This is a genomic window from Aerococcus viridans, from assembly GCF_001543285.1.
GTDB classification, from domain to species: Bacteria; Bacillota; Bacilli; order Lactobacillales; family Aerococcaceae; genus Aerococcus; species Aerococcus viridans.
In genome coordinates this window covers 1962245-1980356 of record NZ_CP014164.1, presented here as the reverse complement: position 1 = coordinate 1980356, position 18112 = coordinate 1962245, and the positions used below count along the sequence as shown (strand labels likewise).

Here is an 18112-nt window from a genome sequence, read left to right as displayed (position 1 = left end):
GTTTTTGTGAAAGATTGTAATTAGCTTGAGCTAGTTGCAATCTTTTTCCCTTAAATCGTGTTAGAATGGTAAACGATGTTAAGAAAAGCAATTGATTATAAAAATGAAAAATTACAAGAAAGGATGTGTACAATTTGGCAGAAGAAATTCAAAAATTTGATGTAGTTGTGGTTGGTGCAGGACCAGCGGGTATGACTGCTGCCTTATACGCATCACGGGCTAACTTGTCCGTAGCATTATTAGAACGTGGAATCCCTGGGGGCGAATTGGTCAATACAGCGGATGTCGAAAATTACCCTGGTTTCAAAAGCATCCAAGGACCAGACTTGGCCAATGAAATGTATGAGGGGGCTATGCAATTTGGTGTGGTCCACGAATTTGGGACGGTCACTAAAGTAACGCCGAATGAAGGGGCGCATTTACTGGAAACAGATATGGGTAAAACTTACCAAGCTAAGGCGATCATTATCGCAACTGGTTCTGTTCACCGTAAATTGGGTGTGCCAGGTGAAGATAAATATTCAGGTCGCGGTGTTTCTTACTGTGCGGTTTGTGACGGGGCTTTCTTCCGTGATAAAGACCTTCGTGTAATTGGTGGGGGTGACTCAGCTGTTGAAGAAGGGACTTACTTAACGCAATTTGGTAAAAACGTGAATATCGTTCACCGTCGTGACGAATTACGGGCTCAAAAAATCTTACAAGACCGTGCTATGTCTAACGATAAGGTTGATTTCACCTGGAATACAGTTGTCAAAGAAATCAAAGGGGACGACATGAAAGTCACTGGTTTAGCCGTTGAAAACGTTAAAACTGGTGAAATCACTGACGTGGATACAGATGGTGTCTTCATTTATGTTGGTTTGATTCCAAATACCGAAGCATTTGCTGATTTAAACATCACAGATGAAGAAGGCTGGGTGATCACAGATGAAGACATGCAAACAAATATTCCTGGTATCTTCGCCATTGGTGACGTTCGTCAAAAGAAATTGCGCCAAATTTCAACAGCAGTCGGTGACGGTGCCATTGGTGGTCAAGAAGCCTTCAATTACATTGAAGCACTAAACGACTAGTTCTAAACATCATATAAAACAGCTAAAGCAAGGAGACTGTGCGTTAGCTTGAAGGGGGTAGGCTTTGGTCTACCTCCTTTTTGATTGAAAAAGGACCAACCTTCGCTCAAGCTAGTACACTATATGAAATTGCCAATCGGCTTATCTTTGATGTATCTTTTTTCATAAAATTTGATACAATAAGGTTAAGATGTTATCGCTTTTAAAACTAGGGAGGCTATAGGATGAACTGGAAAGAAACTTACTTACAATGGCGTAATTTTGAAGAGTTAGACGGTGCTTTGAAAGAGGATTTGGCGTCTATTGAAGCTGACGAAAAATTGCTTGAGGATGCTTTTTATCAACCATTGAGTTTTGGTACAGCTGGTATGCGCGGGATTTTAGGTGCCGGCATTAACCGGATGAATATTTATACTATTCGTCAAGCGACTGAAGGATTGGCTAACTTACTAGAAGATTATGGTCAAGATGCGAAGGACCGTGGGGTGGCGATTGCTTACGATTCTCGTCATATGTCGCCTGAATTTGCTATGGAATCGGCGAAAACTTTAGGGGCACACGGGATTAAATCTTACGTATTTGAATCATTACGCCCAACGCCTGAATTGTCATTTGCAGTCCGTGAATTAAATGCCTTTGCGGGGATTATGATCACAGCTTCTCACAACCCAGCTGACTACAACGGTTACAAGGTGTACGGTGAAGATGGTGGACAAATGCCACCAGTGGACGCGGATGCTGTAACGGCCAACGTACGTGCGGTTCAAAACCCATTAACTGTTGAAGTAGGCGATGAAGCAGCGCTTAAGGCTGACGGCACAATTACGATTATTGGTGAAGAAATCGACCAAAAATACTTAGATAATATGAAGGCTGTTGTGGTGGACCAAGCTGTGATTGACGAGATGGCTGACCAAGTATCTATCGTTTATACACCACTACATGGTACGGGTCAAATGCTGGTGGAACGCACTTTAGCTGACGCTGGGTTTACCAATGTCACCTATGTAGCTGAGCAAAAAGAGCCGGATGCTGATTTTTCAACGGTTAAATCACCAAACCCTGAAGAAGCGGGGGCCTTTGAAGTGGCTGAAAAGTATGGTAAGAACAATGACGCGGATATCTTAATCGCGACTGACCCGGATGCTGACCGTATGGGTGCAGCTGTGAAATTGCCAAATGGTGACTACCAAGTGATTACTGGTAACCAAATTGCCGCATTAATGACGCATTATATTTTAACCGCTAAGAAAAATACAGGTACATTACCTGATAACGGAGTGATTTTAAAATCCATCGTATCAAGTGAGATGCCAACAACGATTGCCAAATCATTTGGTGTTGAAACAGTTGACGTATTAACTGGATTCAAATTTATTGCGGAAAAGATCAAAAACTATGAAGCTGATGCTAGCAAGACTTTCCTATTCGGTTTCGAAGAAAGTTACGGATATTTAGTGAAAGCCTTCGTTCGTGATAAAGACGCCGTTCAAGCGACTTTATTATTAGCTGAAGTAGCCGCTTTCTACAAGAAACAAGGTAAAACAGCTTATGATGGCTTACAAGACTTGTTTGCTGAATACGGCACCTACCAAGAAAAAACAATCTCTGTAAGCTTACCAGGCCAAGAGGGTGCATCTAAAATCGAAGCCATCCTAAACAATTTGCGTGGGGAAGGTTTAAGTGAAATCGCTGGTCAAGCAGTTGTTAAAACTGAGGACTACCTACAAGATACGCGCCAGTTTGCTGACGGTACTACTGAAGCCTTAGGCATGGACAAATCAAATGTATTGAAATACTATCTAGCAGATGAAACATGGATTGCCGTTAGACCATCAGGTACAGAACCAAAAATCAAGTTCTATATTGGTGTGGTCGCTGATTCACTAGAAGCAACACAAGCAAAAATTAAGGCATATGAGGCAGCCTTAAACGACTTAACGGCTTAAGTGTCTGCTGTCTGGCAGCTTTATCGATAAAAGGGCAACCTTTCATCTCCCCTTTAAGGAGGAAAAAACAAATTGAATGATCAACTAAAATTAGTCATTATCACAGGTATGAGCGGTGCCGGTAAAACGGTCGCCCTACAAAGTTTTGAAGATATGGGTTACTACTGCGTGGATAATATGCCACCGTCACTATTACCTAAATTCTGGGATTTAATCAAAGAAACAGGTAAAATCAGTAAAATCTGTTTAGTGATTGATTTACGGTCACGTTCATTCTTTGATGAGTTATTAACAGAGATTAATGGCATGGACAACACGAACACCATTGAAATGTCCGTATTATTCCTAGAAGCGGATGATCAGACTTTAGTGGCTCGTTATAAAGAAACACGCCGTGCCCACCCACTTCAAAAAGATGGGGTGTCTGTCTTAGAAGCGATTCAAAAAGAAAAAATCTTATTAAATGATATTCGTAAGGAATCTACAGTGATTGATACGACTAACTTAACACCTCGTAAATTCCGCGAGTTATTGTTGACCGAATTCCAATCTGAAGATGAGGGAACTTTCACTGTTAATGTCATGTCATTTGGATTTAAATATGGTTTACCCATTGATTCAGATATCGTGATGGACGTCCGTTTCTTACCAAATCCGCATTATATCGATGAATTACGCCCAATGACAGGGCTAGATGCACCAGTTTATGACTATGTCATGTCTCAACCAGAAACAGAGACTTTCTACCGTAAATTTACTGATTTATTAGATTTTGAATTACCCTTATATGAAAAAGAAGGGAAGTCTAGTCTGACGATCACTATCGGATGTACAGGCGGTCAGCACCGGTCAATTGCCTTGACTGAACGTGTTGCCCACCATATCCAAGACCTAGGTTACAAGGTCAACATCATCCACCGTGATCGCACAAAAAGAAAAGAGTCGATGAACCTATCGTGATAAATAAGAATCCACGTCCGGGTAGACGACCAAAGGTTGCGGTCATCGGAGGCGGAACGGGTCTTCCTATCTTGTTGGAAGGTCTAAAGAATGCTGATTGTAATGTGACAGCCATCGTCACGGTGGCTGATGATGGTGGGTCGAGTGGCTCTTTACGTAATGCAGTCAGTACAATTCCTCCAGGAGATATCCGTAATTGCCTAGTTGCACTATCGGACATGAAGAAAATATATAAAGATGTATTCCAATACCGTTTTAGTGAAGAAGATAAAGAATTTTCTGGTCACGCGATTGGCAACTTAATCATTGCAGCCATTGCTGAAATGCGGGGCGATACCTTTGCCGCTATGCGTCTACTTTCTTATATGATGGAAGTGGATGGCAAGGTCTTGCCAGCTTGTGAAGAGGCGCTTGTTTTACAAGGGCACTTTGCAGATGGGACTATGATTGAAGGGGAAACAGCTGTTGTAGCCCACCCTGACCAAATTCAAGAAGTGACTGTTCGCTTGGCCAATGACCGAAAGCAAGTGGATGAGTTGGGTAATCCAATCACTAGTCCGCGTGCTGGGCGCGAGGTGGTGTCAGAAATTATGCAGGCCGATATGGTCATTCTGGGACCTGGTTCTTTATATACGTCTATTTTGCCGAACGTGGCAATTGAGGAAATTCGTAACGCAATTGTTGACACGCCCGCCAAAGTTGTCTATATTTGTAATATCATGACACAACTTGGCGAGACTGAGCATTTCTCAGATGCAGACCATGTACGTGTAATTAACGAACACTTAGGGGCTAAGGCGATAGACACGGTGCTATTGAATAAAACCCCAGTACCTTTTGAATACTTGGAAGGTGCGAGTGAGAAAGACTATCTCGTTCAAATCACTCAAGACCGTCAAGGCTTGGCAGATCAAAAATGTCAGGTTGTTGGTTGTGACTTTTTAAATCTTGAAAAAAGTGGGGTCTACCATAACCAAGATAAATTAGTGAGCGCTATTATGGGTGTCATGAACGATCGCATAAAATAAAGTGAATAAGAAAGAGGTGAGCTGGTGGCTTCATTTGCAGGAGATGTAAAGAAAGAACTCACTCAGCTAACAGTGGACTATGAACACGCGCGTTCAGAGCTAGCAGCCATTTTACGTATGAACGGATCGATTTCCCTTATGAATGGGCAATTAATCTTAAATGTACAGACAGAAAATGCCGCAATTGCACGACGAATCTACTCACTGTTGAAGGGATTTTTTCATACCCACGGTGAGTTGGTTGTTCGGAAGAAAATGAAATTAAAAAAGAATAATATCTATATTGTGCGGGTGAAAGACCGAGTTGAGGAGATTTTGAAGGACTTAGAAATTCTAGATAATTTGGTCATTAATCCAAATATTTCAGCCGAGATGATGGAGAATGAACAGCGGAGTAGGTCATACTTGCGAGGGGCATTCTTGGCTGGTGGGTCAGTGAATAATCCTGAAAAATCAGCTTATCATTTAGAAATTTACTCAGTATATGAAGAGCATTGCGAAGACTTGGTAACGATGATGAACCAGTTTAATTTAAATGCGCGGTCAGTCGAACGTCGGTCTGGTTATATCGCTTATTTAAAAGGGTCAGAACAGATTGCTGACTTCTTAGCCCTAATTGGGGCCACTTCTTCTATGCTGAAGTTTGAAGATATTCGAATTGTTCGCGACATGCGGAATTCAGTCAATCGGATTGTCAATTGTGAGAATGCCAACTTGAATAAGACCGTGACAGCAGCTTCTAAACAAGTTGAAAATATCGAATTGATTCAATCAACCGTTGGGATTGGTGAATTGCCTGAAAAATTACAAGAGATTGCCTTACTGCGGTTGGAAAACCCAGAGGCATCTATTAAAGAATTAGGGGAACTGGTTGACGGTGAACCAATTTCTAAATCAGGTGTTAACCACCGACTACGTAAGATTAACCAATACGCTGAGCAATTAAGAAATACAGCAATAACACAATAGAATAAATTTAGAAGAATAGATAGAATGAAGCGATTTGACAGTGGTTGACTGCTTGAAAATCGCTTTTTTTGGTTGCAATTTTCGTGTATACAATCAGTTGGTTATAGTAGGGGTCAAAATTTAGTATTGGTCATTTTTTTTTTGTATTACATAATATCGGCTAATCATTTAGCCAGAGGATTGCTCAGGAGAAACGTTTAAAAAATTCACGATAAAAGCCTTGTGGGTGAACAGGATCTTCAGCCACAAGGCCTTTTCTATAGCTGATGCATGTGCAGGTGACCAGCTGATATTAGGTTTGGTTTAGTGAATAATCAGGTGACGGTAGGCTAGTTATTTAATGATGGTATGTTTAATCACTAGATGTTGGTGTAGCTAATATTATAATTAGCTGATGGCTAGGGCTAAGGCGACTAGGGCAGATCCAGTTCGCACATGATTCCACCTAGACCATTGTTGGACAAATTCAGCCCAATCGGTTCGGGTTTTCCGGTTAGCTAGTTGGCGGTTCAGTGGCATATTAAAGGCGATAGTTACGCCGATGACACCGGCAAAATAAATCACAAAGCTCAGATACATTTGCCAGTCAATGGGGTTGCCCAGCAAAAGTATAGCAATGAATAAAAATATCGGTGCGAAAAAACTGCCTAGAAATTGGTCGTTTTCAACCTGCTTATTGATGTCCTGCATAATCCTTTGGCCAACGTTACCGGCTTGTTTGCCAAGCACGGGCATGATGGTGTTGGAGAAAGAAAAATAGAAGCCTAGTTGGATGGCCAGGCAAAAGACATAGACAATTTGAAAAATAGACATACTTGCTTCCCCCCTAACCAGAATGTGTTCTACAATAGTTTCGCTAATAGCTTTTATTATACACTTGAATTTAAGTCTATATAAAAGCCTTTCTTTAAGTCTATTGTACTGGAACATTTTTCTACTGGAAAGCGTAGGACCTACCTAAATCAGGATGGGTCTAATTTAGGACGAGTTAATCAAGTCTTCTATCTTATTTAATCTAAAATCAGGGTTTCGATATTGGCCATTAATTGTTCGTCAGGGTTTTGCGGTTGATCAACGCCGATTTTCTTACGGAGGAAAGTTACTTCAGATACTTGAACCTCAATTGATGAAACGTTTTGACCCTGTTTGTTTTCAAACTGACGCATGCGTAATTGACCAACAACCGCTAACTCATCGCCTTTTTGCATATAGGTATCAATGAGTTTAGCCGTCCCATTCCAAGCAGTAATTGGGATAAAGTCGACATAGTCAGTCCCACCTTTCCCTTTGCGGTTAATGGCTACTGCATTATTGACCACCTGTCGGTTGTTCGAAATTTCAGTTAGGGTGACTTCTCTAGCTAGACGTCCGATTAATTGCACTTGATTCATTTTTCATCCTCCTAATGTTTCTGGCTCAATAGAGGTTACCCCTCCAATCTATTACATACGTATTTATTCGCCAATTCCCCCCAAAAAGTTCACAAATTTTTGATATTTTATAAAATTAGGGCAAAAGATAGGTAAAGATAGCCGGTCGTAATGGATTTTAGGGTACAATATAGGAGAATAGAGTTTCTGCCCTAAACCATCCAATAGTAGCGCCGGACTAAATATTAAAGGAATAATTTGACTTATAAGGAGGACGAAAACATGAACATCTTGATGATTGAAGATAACGAAAGTGTTGCAGAGATGATGAGTATGTTTTTTGAACAACAAAAAGACTGGGAAGCGACGTTTATCCAGGATGGTGAAGAGGGCTGGCAATACTATTTAGCCAACGAAGAAACGATTGAAATGGTGATTTTGGATTTAAACTTACCAAGTAAAGATGGGATTCAAATCTGTCGTGACATTCGCCAACAAAATAAACAAGTACCAATTATCATGCTGACTGCTCGTGACGCAGAAAGTGAGCAAGTCCTTGGTTTAGGCCTTGGTGCAGATGATTACGTAGTTAAACCCTTTGACCCAATCACCTTTATGGCACGGATGCGTGCACTGTACCGTCGCAGCCAATTGACTGAATCTGCAGTTGAAGCCGCAGAGGAAAAGGGCAATGCGGATCAATTTGACATCCAAACGGAATTTATCCGGATTAATAGCCAAAACCGTGAAGCCTTCTATAAAGACCAATTAATTCAACATTTAACGCCCAAAGAATTTGAAATTTTACAATTATTGGCCGGACGTCCAAAACAAGTGTTTACCCGGGAACACTTACTGACAACGCTTTGGGAAGACCCGTTCTACGGGGATGAGCGTACAGTAGATGCCCACATTAAAAAGTTACGTCAAAAAATGGAAGAGTATGGGCCACAACTTATTCAAACAGTCTGGGGAGTAGGCTATAAATTTGACGAAACTGGTGTTTAACAATGAAATTGAATTTTTTTTACCAACAAATCCTCAGCTTTCTAGTGGTCATCGGCGTGACCATAGTAGCCATGGGGGTGACTTTGTTTTCTTTTTCTAGGGACCAAGTACTCCTGCGGCAAGAGCAACAATTGAATGACATTGCCCACTTTATTTCAGGACAGACCATTTCAACCGAATTCTTAACTTCCATGGAACCCTTACTGCAGTCGTCTAATATGAAGGTGTTCTATTTTAATGCGGACAACGAATTGATTTATCCAACCGATGAAGCAGCGATGATTCCAAATAATCAGTTGACGGATGAAGAATTGAAGACGTTAGAAAATGGTCACGATTTGAATTTACGGACCTTTGAAATGGGCATTACAGAAAAAGACGGAGATGCCTTAGCCATCTTCATGCCCCTGACCAATGAAGAAGACCAGTCCTTTGCGGGTTACTTAGTTATTGGAGTGCCATCTAGCAAATCCGATGCGATTATTGATAACCTGGTGCAAAATGTGGTTAAAGGAATCATGATTGCTTTGATTATTGCGGTCATCTTTTCAGTCATTATTGCAGGCTATCAAAATAAACGGATTCGCCGGATCCAGGAAGCGACCCAGAAAATCGCGCAAGGGGACTATTCCGTTCGTTTGGGCGTAAATAATATTGATGAATTTGATGATTTAGCCAAGGACTTTAACCAAATGGCGGTTGCCTTAGGGGAGTCTGAGGTGGAAATCGACCGGCAAGAAAACATCCGCCGTCAATTGATGATGGATGTGGCCCACGAAATCCGGACCCCACTAACGACTATGATTGGTTTATTGGAAGGGTTAAGACAAAAAGTCTTGCCTGAAGATAAAATTGACCGGTCTGTGGACTTGATGTATAAGGAAGCCAACCGATTAAATCGTTTAGTTAACGAAAATCTAGATATTGAAAAAATCAGATCTAATGAAATTGTATTGAAGAAATCGAAATTCAATGCAGCCGAAGTTTTAAAGGATATTGCCCTGCAACTATCTGAAACAGCCAAAGCTAAGCACACCAAGTTTGAATTGGATATGCCAGACGAGGTGCCGATTTACGCTGATTATGACCGATTCCACCAAATTATCTTCAATATCATCCAAAATGCGGTACAATTTACTGATTATGGCGAAATTTTTATGTCCAGCGCCTTTCAAGATGGGGAAACTTATATTAAAATAAAAGATTCAGGTATGGGGATGACGAAAGAACAAGTCGAAAATATCTGGGAGCGATTCTATAAAGCAGATATTTCTCGAAAAAATAACGAATTCGGTGAATCTGGTTTAGGTTTATCGATTGTCAAACAACTCGTTGAATTACACCAAGCCACTATCCACGTGGAAAGTGAAGCCGGTGTTGGGACAATATTTACCCTAGTATTTTACGACGGTGAAACATTGCTAGAAAAAAATAAGGTCGAATAGCTTTTAAAGCAATCGACTAGTAACAAAAGGATTGAACTAAGATGTATTTTTTAGGGCCGTTACTTACATGGCTAGAAGACATTTCTGCAGGCAGAATTTTAAATTTCCATTTAGTAGAGCTATCGTTGTTTAGTTTGGATAAAACCATCTTCTATATGATTGCTTTACTGGTTATTCAAGCAGGAATCATTTTCTATAAACGGTCTAAGAATACAGACTATTCGATTGACTGGTTTAGAGAAGCAATCAAATTTACTTTTGCCACATATTTAATATTGTTGGTACATTTAACCGTACTACGTTATGATTGGCAATGGTGGCAGGCGTCCTTCAATTTTGAACGGTCGCTGAGTGAATTAAATTGGGTACCACTGGTTGATACTATTAAGTTAAGAAGCGGATCCGCATTTTCCTTCTGGTATAACTTCTTTGGAAATGTTGTTTGGTTCTTTCCATTTGGTATGATGTTCCCCTATATCTTTAAGATGGAACGTGCCTTCTTCATCACGTTACTTTGGGGATTGTTATTTTCCGTATCAATTGAAACCATGCAATTTTATTTAGAAACAGGCGTAAGTCATATTGATGACGTCATTTTTAATGGCGCAGGGGTAATCATCGGTTACCTGATCTATGACATTTTGAAAATCAGCAACAGGTACATAAAAGGGAGAAGAAATACAAATGGCTAAAAAGAATACACAATTACCAAAAAAGGAACTACGTAAATGGGCAACAGTCCAAGTGAAAAAAGGACAAATCCTTTTAACTGAGAAAGACTTCGTTAATCCACCATCATTTACTGAAGGAGAACTAGTCGAAATCATCGGTATCGACCACGAATTCCTAGGATACGGCTACATGGCCAAACAACACAAAGGTGTTGGGTGGATCCTAACCACTGACCAAAACGCTGACACAGGCTTACTTGGTGACCTTGATTTCGTACAAGCGAAATTACAAGAAGCGAAGAACCAACGTCAAGCCCTATTAATCGACGACATGACCACTGCCTTCCGTATTTTCAACGGTGAAGGAGACGGCATCGGCGGTTTCACAATCGACTGGTACGCAGGTTACGCCTTGATCCAATGGTATTCAGAAGGTATTTACCGCTACAAAGACATTATCCTAGAAGCCCTAAACAATGTATTCCCAGAACTTAAAGGTATTGTTGGGAAAAACAGATTCAACTTAGACGGCACAGGCAGCGCTAAACAATCAGAAGTTTTAGCTGGCGACATTCCTGAAACCTTAACCATCCAAGAAAACGGTGTAAACTACATCGTTCGTCTTGATGACGGTTGGATGACAGGGATCTTCCTTGACCAACGTAACGTCCGTAACTACATTCAAACTGAAATTGCACCAGGTAAATCATTGCTGAACTTGTTCTCATACACAGGTGCTTTCTCTGTCGCTGCAGCACTAGGCGGGGCAGCTGAAACGATGAGTGTTGATGTGGCAAAACGAAGCCTACAATTAACACAAGAGCAATTCGAAGCCAACGGTTTAGAAATCGGTGACCAACACAAAGTCCGCGTGATGGATGTCTTCAACTACTTAGATTATGCCAAAACACATGATTTACGTTTTGACATCGTGGTCCTTGACCCACCATCATTCTCACGTACGAAAAAACACACGTTCCAAGCCAGCAAAGACTACCGCAACCTAGTTGCTTCAGCATTATCAATCTTAAACACAGGCGGTTACTTGGTAAGTTCAACAAATGCCGCCAACATGACTAAAGATGATTTCATTAAACAAATTGGTGAAGGGTCTGATGACGCACGCGTGGACATCATGCCAGTAGCTGACTTTGGCTTACCAGTAGATTTCCCGGCACCAAAAGGTAACCCGGAAAGTGACTACTTAAAAGTAGAAATCTTCCAAAAATTATAATAAGAATCCAGTCATTGCTAGATTGGTCATCGGAACGTCAGCTCCCGCATCCTGTGGTCTTCACTGCTAAGTCATGCTAGTAAAGCTTCATTCTTTGACCAGAAAGGCGCTATCATTGGCTTAAACTTGGAGGTAAAACTGTTAATACAAGTTTCAATTAAAATATAATTTGTAGAAAATTGCCTGCTCATAGATTTTCAAATGTCGCTTTAATTTGCGAACTGTGGTGGATCATTCAAGGATGACGTGAAAAAATAAGGCCCAGATTTTTTAATGTCGATTTTACATAAACACTTACTTCTGACCAATTTCAATTTTCGTAAAAATGAATCATCAGCTTTCAATTCGGAAGTCCTTTTTCCAAAAATTGATATAGTGATATAAATGTCAGTATTGTGCTAGAAATGTTAGTATGTAATTATGGTAATACAAGTAATTGAAAAAGCACAACAGAAAGTAGGAATTTTAATGAAAAGTAGAGCTGCTGTTGCATTTAATCCAGGCGAACCGCTGGAGATTGTTGAAATTGATGTTGCGGAACCAAAGGCGAAAGAGGTATTAGTGAAAATTTTATATACTTCTGTCTGCCATACGGATGCATTTACCTTATCGGGTGATGATCCAGAGGGTGTATTCCCTGCTGTACTAGGCCATGAGGGTGCTGGTGTGGTGGTTGCTGTAGGTGATGAAGTGACGTCTGTTGAGGTGGGCGACCACGTGATTCCACTATATACAGCTGAATGTGGGGAGTGTAAATTCTGTCTTTCTGGTAAAACCAACTTATGTAGTGCTGTCCGTGAAACGCAAGGTAAAGGGTTAATGCCTGATGGCACAACGCGTTTCTCTTATAATGGCGAGCCTATTTACCATTACATGGGAACAAGTACTTTTAGCGAGTATACAGTCGTTCCTGAGATTTCTTTAGCGAAAATTGATAAGGAAGCGCCACTTGATAAAGTCGGTCTATTTGGTTGTGGTGTCACAACTGGGATCGGTGCAGTCCATAACACCGCTAAAGTAGAAGAAGGCGCTGTGGCGGCTGTATTTGGTTTAGGTGCTATTGGATTAGCGGCTATTCAAGGTTTGGTGCAAGCGAAAGCAAGTCGTATTATTGTAGTTGACTTGAACGAAGATAAGTTTGAATTAGCTGAAAAAATGGGTGCTACTGATTTCCTAAATCCATCTAAATTCGACAAACCAATCCAAGATGTCATCATTGAAATGACAGACGGTGGGGTAGATTACAGTTTCGAGTGTATCGGAAACGTTGACGTGATGCGTTCGGCCCTAGAAGCTTGCCATAAAGGTTGGGGTGAAAGTGTCATTATCGGAGTTGCCGGTGCAGGTAAAGAAATCCGCACACGTCCCTTCCAGTTAGTTACAGGTCGTGTATGGCGTGGGTCTGCCTTTGGTGGCGTGAAAGGTAGAACGCAACTACCAGGTATGGTACAAGATTACATGAACGGTGAGATTGATATCGATTCATTTATCACCCATAACCTTGATTTCACAGACATCAATGAGGCGTTTGACTTGCTGCATAAAGGTGAATCTATCCGTACCATGTTGACTTATGGGGAGTGATGAAAATTGACTTTAGAAATGATTGCTAGCAATCGTGCCTTTGGCGGTCAACACCGTAAATACCGCCATTTCTCAAATACCTTACAATGCGACATGACCTTTAGTCTATTTTTGCCCTCTAATGAAAAGGGACAAGAAATCCCGCTAGTTTGGTTTTTATCCGGTTTAACTTGTACAGACGATAACTTTAGTCAAAAAAGTGGTTTCCAAAGATTAGCCGAAAAAGAGCAAGTAGCTGTTTTGATTCCAGATACATCACCACGCGGAGAAGATGTTGCTGATGACGAGGCCTATGACCTTGGTCAAGGGGCAGGATTCTATTTGAACGCCACACAAGAACCATGGGCCAACCATTACAAGATGTATGATTATCTTGTGGATGAATTGGGGCCAATCGCGGCCGATTTAATCCCTCATTATGCGGGCCAAGAAAGTATTATGGGCCACTCAATGGGCGGACACGGCGCCTTAGTTATTGGCTTGAAAAACGCCAACCGCTTCAAAGCCATCTCTGCCTTTGCACCCATTCTAAACCCAAGCCAAGTGCCGTGGGGGATTAAAGCCTTCACAACCTATCTAGGTGAAAATGAGGAAGCTTGGAAAGAATGGGATGCCACAGAACTGATTAAAGACGTTGACGCGCCGTCAATTCTAATCACCCAAGGTAGCCAAGATGAATTCTATCCAGAACAATTAGACGAAAGCCATTTCCTCGAAAACGCCAAGGAAAATGGTCAAGCAGTCAATTACCAAAAAGTAGAAGGCTATGACCATAGCTACTACTTCATCGCAACATTCTTAGAAGAACACTTCGCCTTCCACAAACAACATTTAAAATAACAGAACAATGACGTCCCTTGAAGTAGACTTGAACAAGCTACTTTAGGGGCGTTTTTTGATTAGGAAAAAGAGGCGCTAGGTCAGATCGGACTGATGAATAATTGTTAAACATACAGATAAGTAAATTTATATCTTTATCAAGATCATCTAGCTCATAGATTATTGAAATAACTTAAATTAAATATTTCGATTCTTTGATTTTGCTTGACCAAATAGTATATGATTAAGGATGATTGGGAGTAAAGACGAAGAATTAGGGTAGATTAAAAAGGAAAGTATGGTGTTGATAGTGGCTTACATTCACTTAAAGGATGTCGTAAAACAATATGGAACAGGAAATACCGCAATTTTAGCCAATGACCATGTAAACTTAGAAATTGAAGAGGGCGAATTCGTAGTGATTCTTGGCCCTTCTGGTGCTGGGAAATCGACGCTTTTAAATATTTTAGGTGGGATGGATGCAGTGACTTCAGGCGAAGTTTTAGTAGCTGATAAGAATATTGCTTCGTATGACGAGAAAGGGTTAACCGATTACCGGCGTGACGAAGTGGGATTCATTTTCCAAAACTATAACTTAATCCCTAACTTGACGGCTATTGAAAATGTAGAGGTATCGGAAGAAATTTCGGATAATTCATTAGCGGCCAAGGATGCACTACAAGGGGTTGGCTTATATCATCGAAAGGACAATTTCCCCTCACAATTGTCAGGTGGAGAACAGCAACGTGTATCGATTGCCCGTGCGATTGCGAAAAATCCGAAGCTATTATTATGTGATGAGCCGACTGGTGCTTTAGATTATGAAACTGGGAAAAAGGTGTTAGGATTCTTACAAGACTTAGCCAATGAACAGGGGACAACTGTTGTTGTCATCACCCATAATCAGGCGATTGCGCCAATGGCTGACCGAGTCATCAAAATCAATGATGGAACTGTTTCGTCGCAGGAATTAAATGCTCAACCGATACCAATTCAAGATATTGAATGGTAGGTGGTTATTGATGAAAATGAAGAATAGAAAAATATGGTTAGACGGCTTTCGCGAGATTAAGAATACCCTGGGGCGGTTTTTAGCGCTCTTGCTGATTATCGCCTTGGGAACAGGGTTCTTCGTGGGTATCCGTGCTGCTGCACCAGACATGATCCAGGTTGCAGACAAGTATTTTAACCAAACCAACTTAGAAGATATGTCTATTCAGTCAACTATGGGGCTAGACGAGGATGATTTAGCTTTACTGGAAGACGTGGGAGATATCGTGTATGAACCCTATGCCTATGTTGACCGTCAGATTGCTACGAGTCATGATTTAGTCCGTTTCTATCCAAACTTCAATGAAACATCAGATATCAACCAATTTGATGTCCAAGAAGGGCGGTTACCTAAAGCGGCCGATGAAATCGCCATTGATAACCAATTAGCCAATGAGGAAAACTACCAAATTGGTCAAAAGATCAGTTTAACTGATTTAGGCGTTAATTCAGAAGACGATGAAAGTGGTGCGCCAGCTCTTTTAGGTGAGACTTTTACCATTGTCGGCTACGTAAATTCACCCCTGCAAATTTCAAATGTTAGCCGCGGGGCGACAGCACTTGGAGACGGGCAATTAAACGGTTTTGCGGTGGTTACACCTGAAGCGATTAATGGGGATATTTATACCAGTATCGCTATTGACGTGACCTCTGTAGATGATTTTGAGGCCTATTCAGACGAATACAATCAAGTCATCGCAGATAAGCAATCAGAAATTGAAGACGTATTCGCCTACCGACCAAGTGAAGTCTATAACCAGATTGTATCTGAAGCCGAATCAGAAATTTCATCTGGACAAGCGGAAATTGACTCAGCTAGGTCTGAATTGGCGTCTGGCGAAAGTGAATTAAACAAAGCGCAATCAGAAATTGATGACAACCAGAGTCAAATAGACCAACAAGAAAGTCAAATTGAGTCGCAACTACCTGAAGGCGTATCCTTAGCTCAAGCTGGCATGTCTAGTGTGGCCGCTCAATTAGAAGCTGGTCAAGCAAGTCTTGATTCAGCTCAAAGTGAGTTAAACCAAGCAAGAAGTGATTATGAAAGTGAAAGTCAGAAAGCTAAAGAATCCTTATCTAGCGCTGAAGCAGATATTGCAGACGCTGAATCAACAGTGGCTGATTTAGATGAACCGACTTATACGATTAATGACCGTTCTGGCGTCTCAGGCTATACCGCTTGGGAAAATAATGCGGATAACATGGCGACAATTGGCCAAGCCTTCCCAATTATTTTCTTCCTGATTGCAGCTTTAGTTTCCTTTACCAACATGCAACGGATGGTAACAGAGCAGCGGGTTCAAATCGGGACTTACAAGGCCTTAGGTTATAGCCCGCGTACGATTCAAACCAAATACATTATGTATGCAGGTGTGGCAGCTATTTTAGGGATGGTCATCGGTATTTCAATCGGTAACTATCTATTCCCGAATATCATTGTGTCTGCCTTCTCCAATACCGTGGCCTTACCTGGCATGATATACACTTGGCAAATTGTGGACATCTCAATCGCAGTAGGGATTTCCTTGTTGACGACTGTTGTACCAGCTTGGTTAACCACTAGAACGACTCTGAACGAGAAGACCGCCCGCCTATTGCAACCTGTTACCGGGAAAAATGGCCAACATATTTTCCTAGAAAGATTCAAAGGGTTCTGGTCGCGCTTGAGTTTCCAAGGTAAGATCACTTGGCGGAACATCTTCCTCTATAAAGGGCGTAACTTGATGACCATTATCGGGGTTGCCGGATGTGCCATGTTGATTGTCACTGGATTCGGTCTATCTGACTCTATTTCAGGTCTACCAAATGAACAATTCAACCAAGTGAAAATGTATGACGGTAGCCTGTCACTCAATATGGATGCCAGTCAAGAAGACCGCGACCAAGTAGTCACCGATTTATCAGATAATGGTGACGTGGAGAATGTTTTACCGCTGACCCGTGATGTGCTGATGACCGATGACGATTCAATCACCCAACAAATCGTGAGTGTCATGGCCTTTGACTCAGAAAGCAACTATCAAGATTACTTCCAAATGCAGGAATTAGACACTGAAAGTCAAATGACCTTACCTGAAGATGGTGTTCTTATCACCGCTAAACTAGCATCATTGTTAGGCGTTCAAGCAGGAGATACAGTGACCTTGGTGGATACCAATAACGATCCTTATGAATTTTCTGTAAAAGGCGTCATCACCAACTATCTAGGTCATGAAATCTACATGACAGATGCTTACTATCAAGAGGTATTCGGTGAAGAAAGTGAAGAAAACACAGCCCTTGTTCAATTTGACAGTGGCTTATCCACTAGCGATCAATCCGCAATCTTTGACCAAGTCAATGAAGAAGCTGGTGTCATTGGGACAAGTTTAAACGCTAGTCAAATCACGGACTTTGAAGAAACCCTATCAGCCCTTGATCTGGTGACCGTCGTCTTGATTATTTCTGCAGGTGGGCTGGCCTTTATCGTCCTCTACTCATTAACCAACATTAATGTGTCAGAACGGATGCACGAGTTGGCGACAGTTAAGGTGCTAGGATTCCGGTCACTTGAAGTCAGTATGTATGTTTATCGAGAAACCTTATTCTTAACCATGGTAGGGATTATCATTGGGAACTTCTTAGGATACGGCTTACTACGCTATATCCTAAATACAGTGGCAATCGATCAGGTATTCTTCCCGATTGTGATCCAATGGCAATCTTACCTTTACGCAAGTCTGATTACCTTAGCCTTCTCCATTGTGGTCATGATCTTCATGCACTACAAATTGAAGAAAGTGGAAATGGTATCAGCACTAAAAGAAGAAGATTAATAAAAGTAGGACCGGGATTTAATTCTGGTTCTACATTTTTTATGGTCAAAATCATCAAACTCACTATGAATTGTACAATATTGTTTTAAGCGATCCCTTATTATTGGGCTTTTGTGTCCCAGCTTCTCCTTTAATT

General features: G+C 41.2%; 15 protein-coding genes. 13 read left to right on the top strand and 2 right to left on the bottom strand.

From position 1 onward, the window contains the following. Window positions 1–191 precede the first annotated feature (191 nt). From trxB to whiA, 5 genes are all read left to right on the top strand, one after another. Window positions 192–1073, top strand: a complete 882-nt coding sequence (trxB, locus tag AWM76_RS09305) for a thioredoxin-disulfide reductase (RefSeq protein WP_050774131.1) — start codon at window positions 192–194, stop codon at window positions 1071–1073. Between the two features lie 224 nt (window positions 1074–1297). Beyond that, a complete protein-coding gene (locus AWM76_RS09300) occupies window positions 1298–3022 on the top strand; it encodes a phospho-sugar mutase (protein WP_003143358.1) in 1725 nt (574 codons plus the stop codon). A 72-nt stretch (window positions 3023–3094) separates the two neighbouring features. After that, window positions 3095–3982 (top strand): RNase adapter RapZ, encoded by an 888-nt coding sequence (gene rapZ, locus AWM76_RS09295; RefSeq protein ID WP_003143357.1) that lies wholly within the window; start codon window positions 3095–3097, stop codon window positions 3980–3982. Beyond that, a complete protein-coding gene (locus tag AWM76_RS09290) occupies window positions 3979–5010 on the top strand; it encodes a gluconeogenesis factor YvcK family protein (RefSeq protein ID WP_003143356.1) in 1032 nt (343 codons plus the stop codon). Before rapZ ends, AWM76_RS09290 begins: the two co-directional genes overlap by 4 nt. Before the next feature lie 24 nt (window positions 5011–5034). Next, window positions 5035–5979, top strand: a complete 945-nt coding sequence (gene whiA / locus AWM76_RS09285; RefSeq protein ID WP_003143355.1) for a DNA-binding protein WhiA — start codon at window positions 5035–5037, stop codon at window positions 5977–5979. Window positions 5980–6366: 387 nt separating this feature from the next. Here the strand turns inward: whiA and AWM76_RS09280 are convergent, their stop codons facing one another. Then, window positions 6367–6792 carry an anthrone oxygenase family protein gene (locus AWM76_RS09280; RefSeq protein WP_039935936.1) on the bottom strand — a complete coding sequence of 142 codons (426 nt, stop codon included), beginning with the start codon at window positions 6790–6792 and terminating at the stop codon, window positions 6367–6369. A 197-nt stretch (window positions 6793–6989) separates the two neighbouring features. Further along, window positions 6990–7370 carry a single-stranded DNA-binding protein gene (locus AWM76_RS09275; protein ID WP_003143353.1) on the bottom strand — a complete coding sequence of 127 codons (381 nt, stop codon included), beginning with the start codon at window positions 7368–7370 and terminating at the stop codon, window positions 6990–6992. A 261-nt stretch (window positions 7371–7631) separates the two neighbouring features. On the opposite strand from AWM76_RS09275, the gene AWM76_RS09270 reads away from it, so the two are divergent. From AWM76_RS09270 to AWM76_RS09235, 8 genes are all read left to right on the top strand, one after another. Further along, window positions 7632–8357: a response regulator transcription factor gene (locus AWM76_RS09270; RefSeq protein WP_003143352.1), complete on the top strand. Its 726-nt coding sequence runs from the start codon at window positions 7632–7634 to the stop codon at window positions 8355–8357. A 2-nt stretch (window positions 8358–8359) separates the two neighbouring features. Then, window positions 8360–9802, top strand: a complete 1443-nt coding sequence (locus tag AWM76_RS09265) for a sensor histidine kinase (protein ID WP_003143350.1) — start codon at window positions 8360–8362, stop codon at window positions 9800–9802. Window positions 9803–9843: 41 nt separating this feature from the next. Beyond that, a complete protein-coding gene (locus tag AWM76_RS09260) occupies window positions 9844–10494 on the top strand; it encodes a VanZ family protein (protein ID WP_003143349.1) in 651 nt (216 codons plus the stop codon). Continuing rightward, window positions 10487–11707 (top strand): class I SAM-dependent rRNA methyltransferase, encoded by a 1221-nt coding sequence (locus AWM76_RS09255; protein WP_003143348.1) that lies wholly within the window; start codon window positions 10487–10489, stop codon window positions 11705–11707. Before AWM76_RS09260 ends, AWM76_RS09255 begins: the two co-directional genes overlap by 8 nt. 468 nt (window positions 11708–12175) lie before the next feature. Beyond that, entirely contained in the window at window positions 12176–13291 is a 1116-nt protein-coding gene (locus AWM76_RS09250; protein WP_039935935.1) for an S-(hydroxymethyl)glutathione dehydrogenase/class III alcohol dehydrogenase, read from the top strand. A 6-nt stretch (window positions 13292–13297) separates the two neighbouring features. Beyond that, complete coding sequence (fghA, locus tag AWM76_RS09245; protein WP_003143346.1) at window positions 13298–14131, top strand: S-formylglutathione hydrolase; 834 nt, start codon at window positions 13298–13300, stop codon at window positions 14129–14131. Window positions 14132–14420: 289 nt separating this feature from the next. Next, window positions 14421–15122, top strand: a complete 702-nt coding sequence (locus tag AWM76_RS09240; protein WP_039935940.1) for an ABC transporter ATP-binding protein — start codon at window positions 14421–14423, stop codon at window positions 15120–15122. Between the two features lie 10 nt (window positions 15123–15132). Further along, window positions 15133–17976, top strand: coding sequence for an ABC transporter permease (locus tag AWM76_RS09235; protein ID WP_106427326.1), 2844 nt, complete (start codon window positions 15133–15135; stop codon window positions 17974–17976). Window positions 17977–18112: the final 136 nt, after the last annotated feature.

Excerpts from the sequence above, each read along its gene's own strand:
- AWM76_RS09265 (WP_003143350.1), top strand. The coding sequence starts at position 8,360 with ATGAAATTGAATTTTTTTTACCAACAAATCCTCAGCTTTCTAGTGGTC.
- AWM76_RS09255 (WP_003143348.1), top strand. The coding sequence starts at position 10,487 with ATGGCTAAAAAGAATACACAATTACCAAAAAAGGAACTACGTAAATGG.
- AWM76_RS09275 (WP_003143353.1), bottom strand. The coding sequence starts at position 7,370 with ATGAATCAAGTGCAATTAATCGGACGTCTAGCTAGAGAAGTCACCCTA.
- AWM76_RS09235 (WP_106427326.1), top strand. The coding sequence starts at position 15,133 with ATGAAAATGAAGAATAGAAAAATATGGTTAGACGGCTTTCGCGAGATT.
- AWM76_RS09270 (WP_003143352.1), top strand. The coding sequence starts at position 7,632 with ATGAACATCTTGATGATTGAAGATAACGAAAGTGTTGCAGAGATGATG.
- AWM76_RS09260 (WP_003143349.1), top strand. The coding sequence starts at position 9,844 with ATGTATTTTTTAGGGCCGTTACTTACATGGCTAGAAGACATTTCTGCA.
- AWM76_RS09250 (WP_039935935.1), top strand. The coding sequence starts at position 12,176 with ATGAAAAGTAGAGCTGCTGTTGCATTTAATCCAGGCGAACCGCTGGAG.
- AWM76_RS09300 (WP_003143358.1), top strand. The coding sequence starts at position 1,298 with ATGAACTGGAAAGAAACTTACTTACAATGGCGTAATTTTGAAGAGTTA.
- trxB (WP_050774131.1), top strand. The coding sequence starts at position 192 with ATGACTGCTGCCTTATACGCATCACGGGCTAACTTGTCCGTAGCATTA.
- AWM76_RS09280 (WP_039935936.1), bottom strand. The coding sequence starts at position 6,792 with ATGTCTATTTTTCAAATTGTCTATGTCTTTTGCCTGGCCATCCAACTA.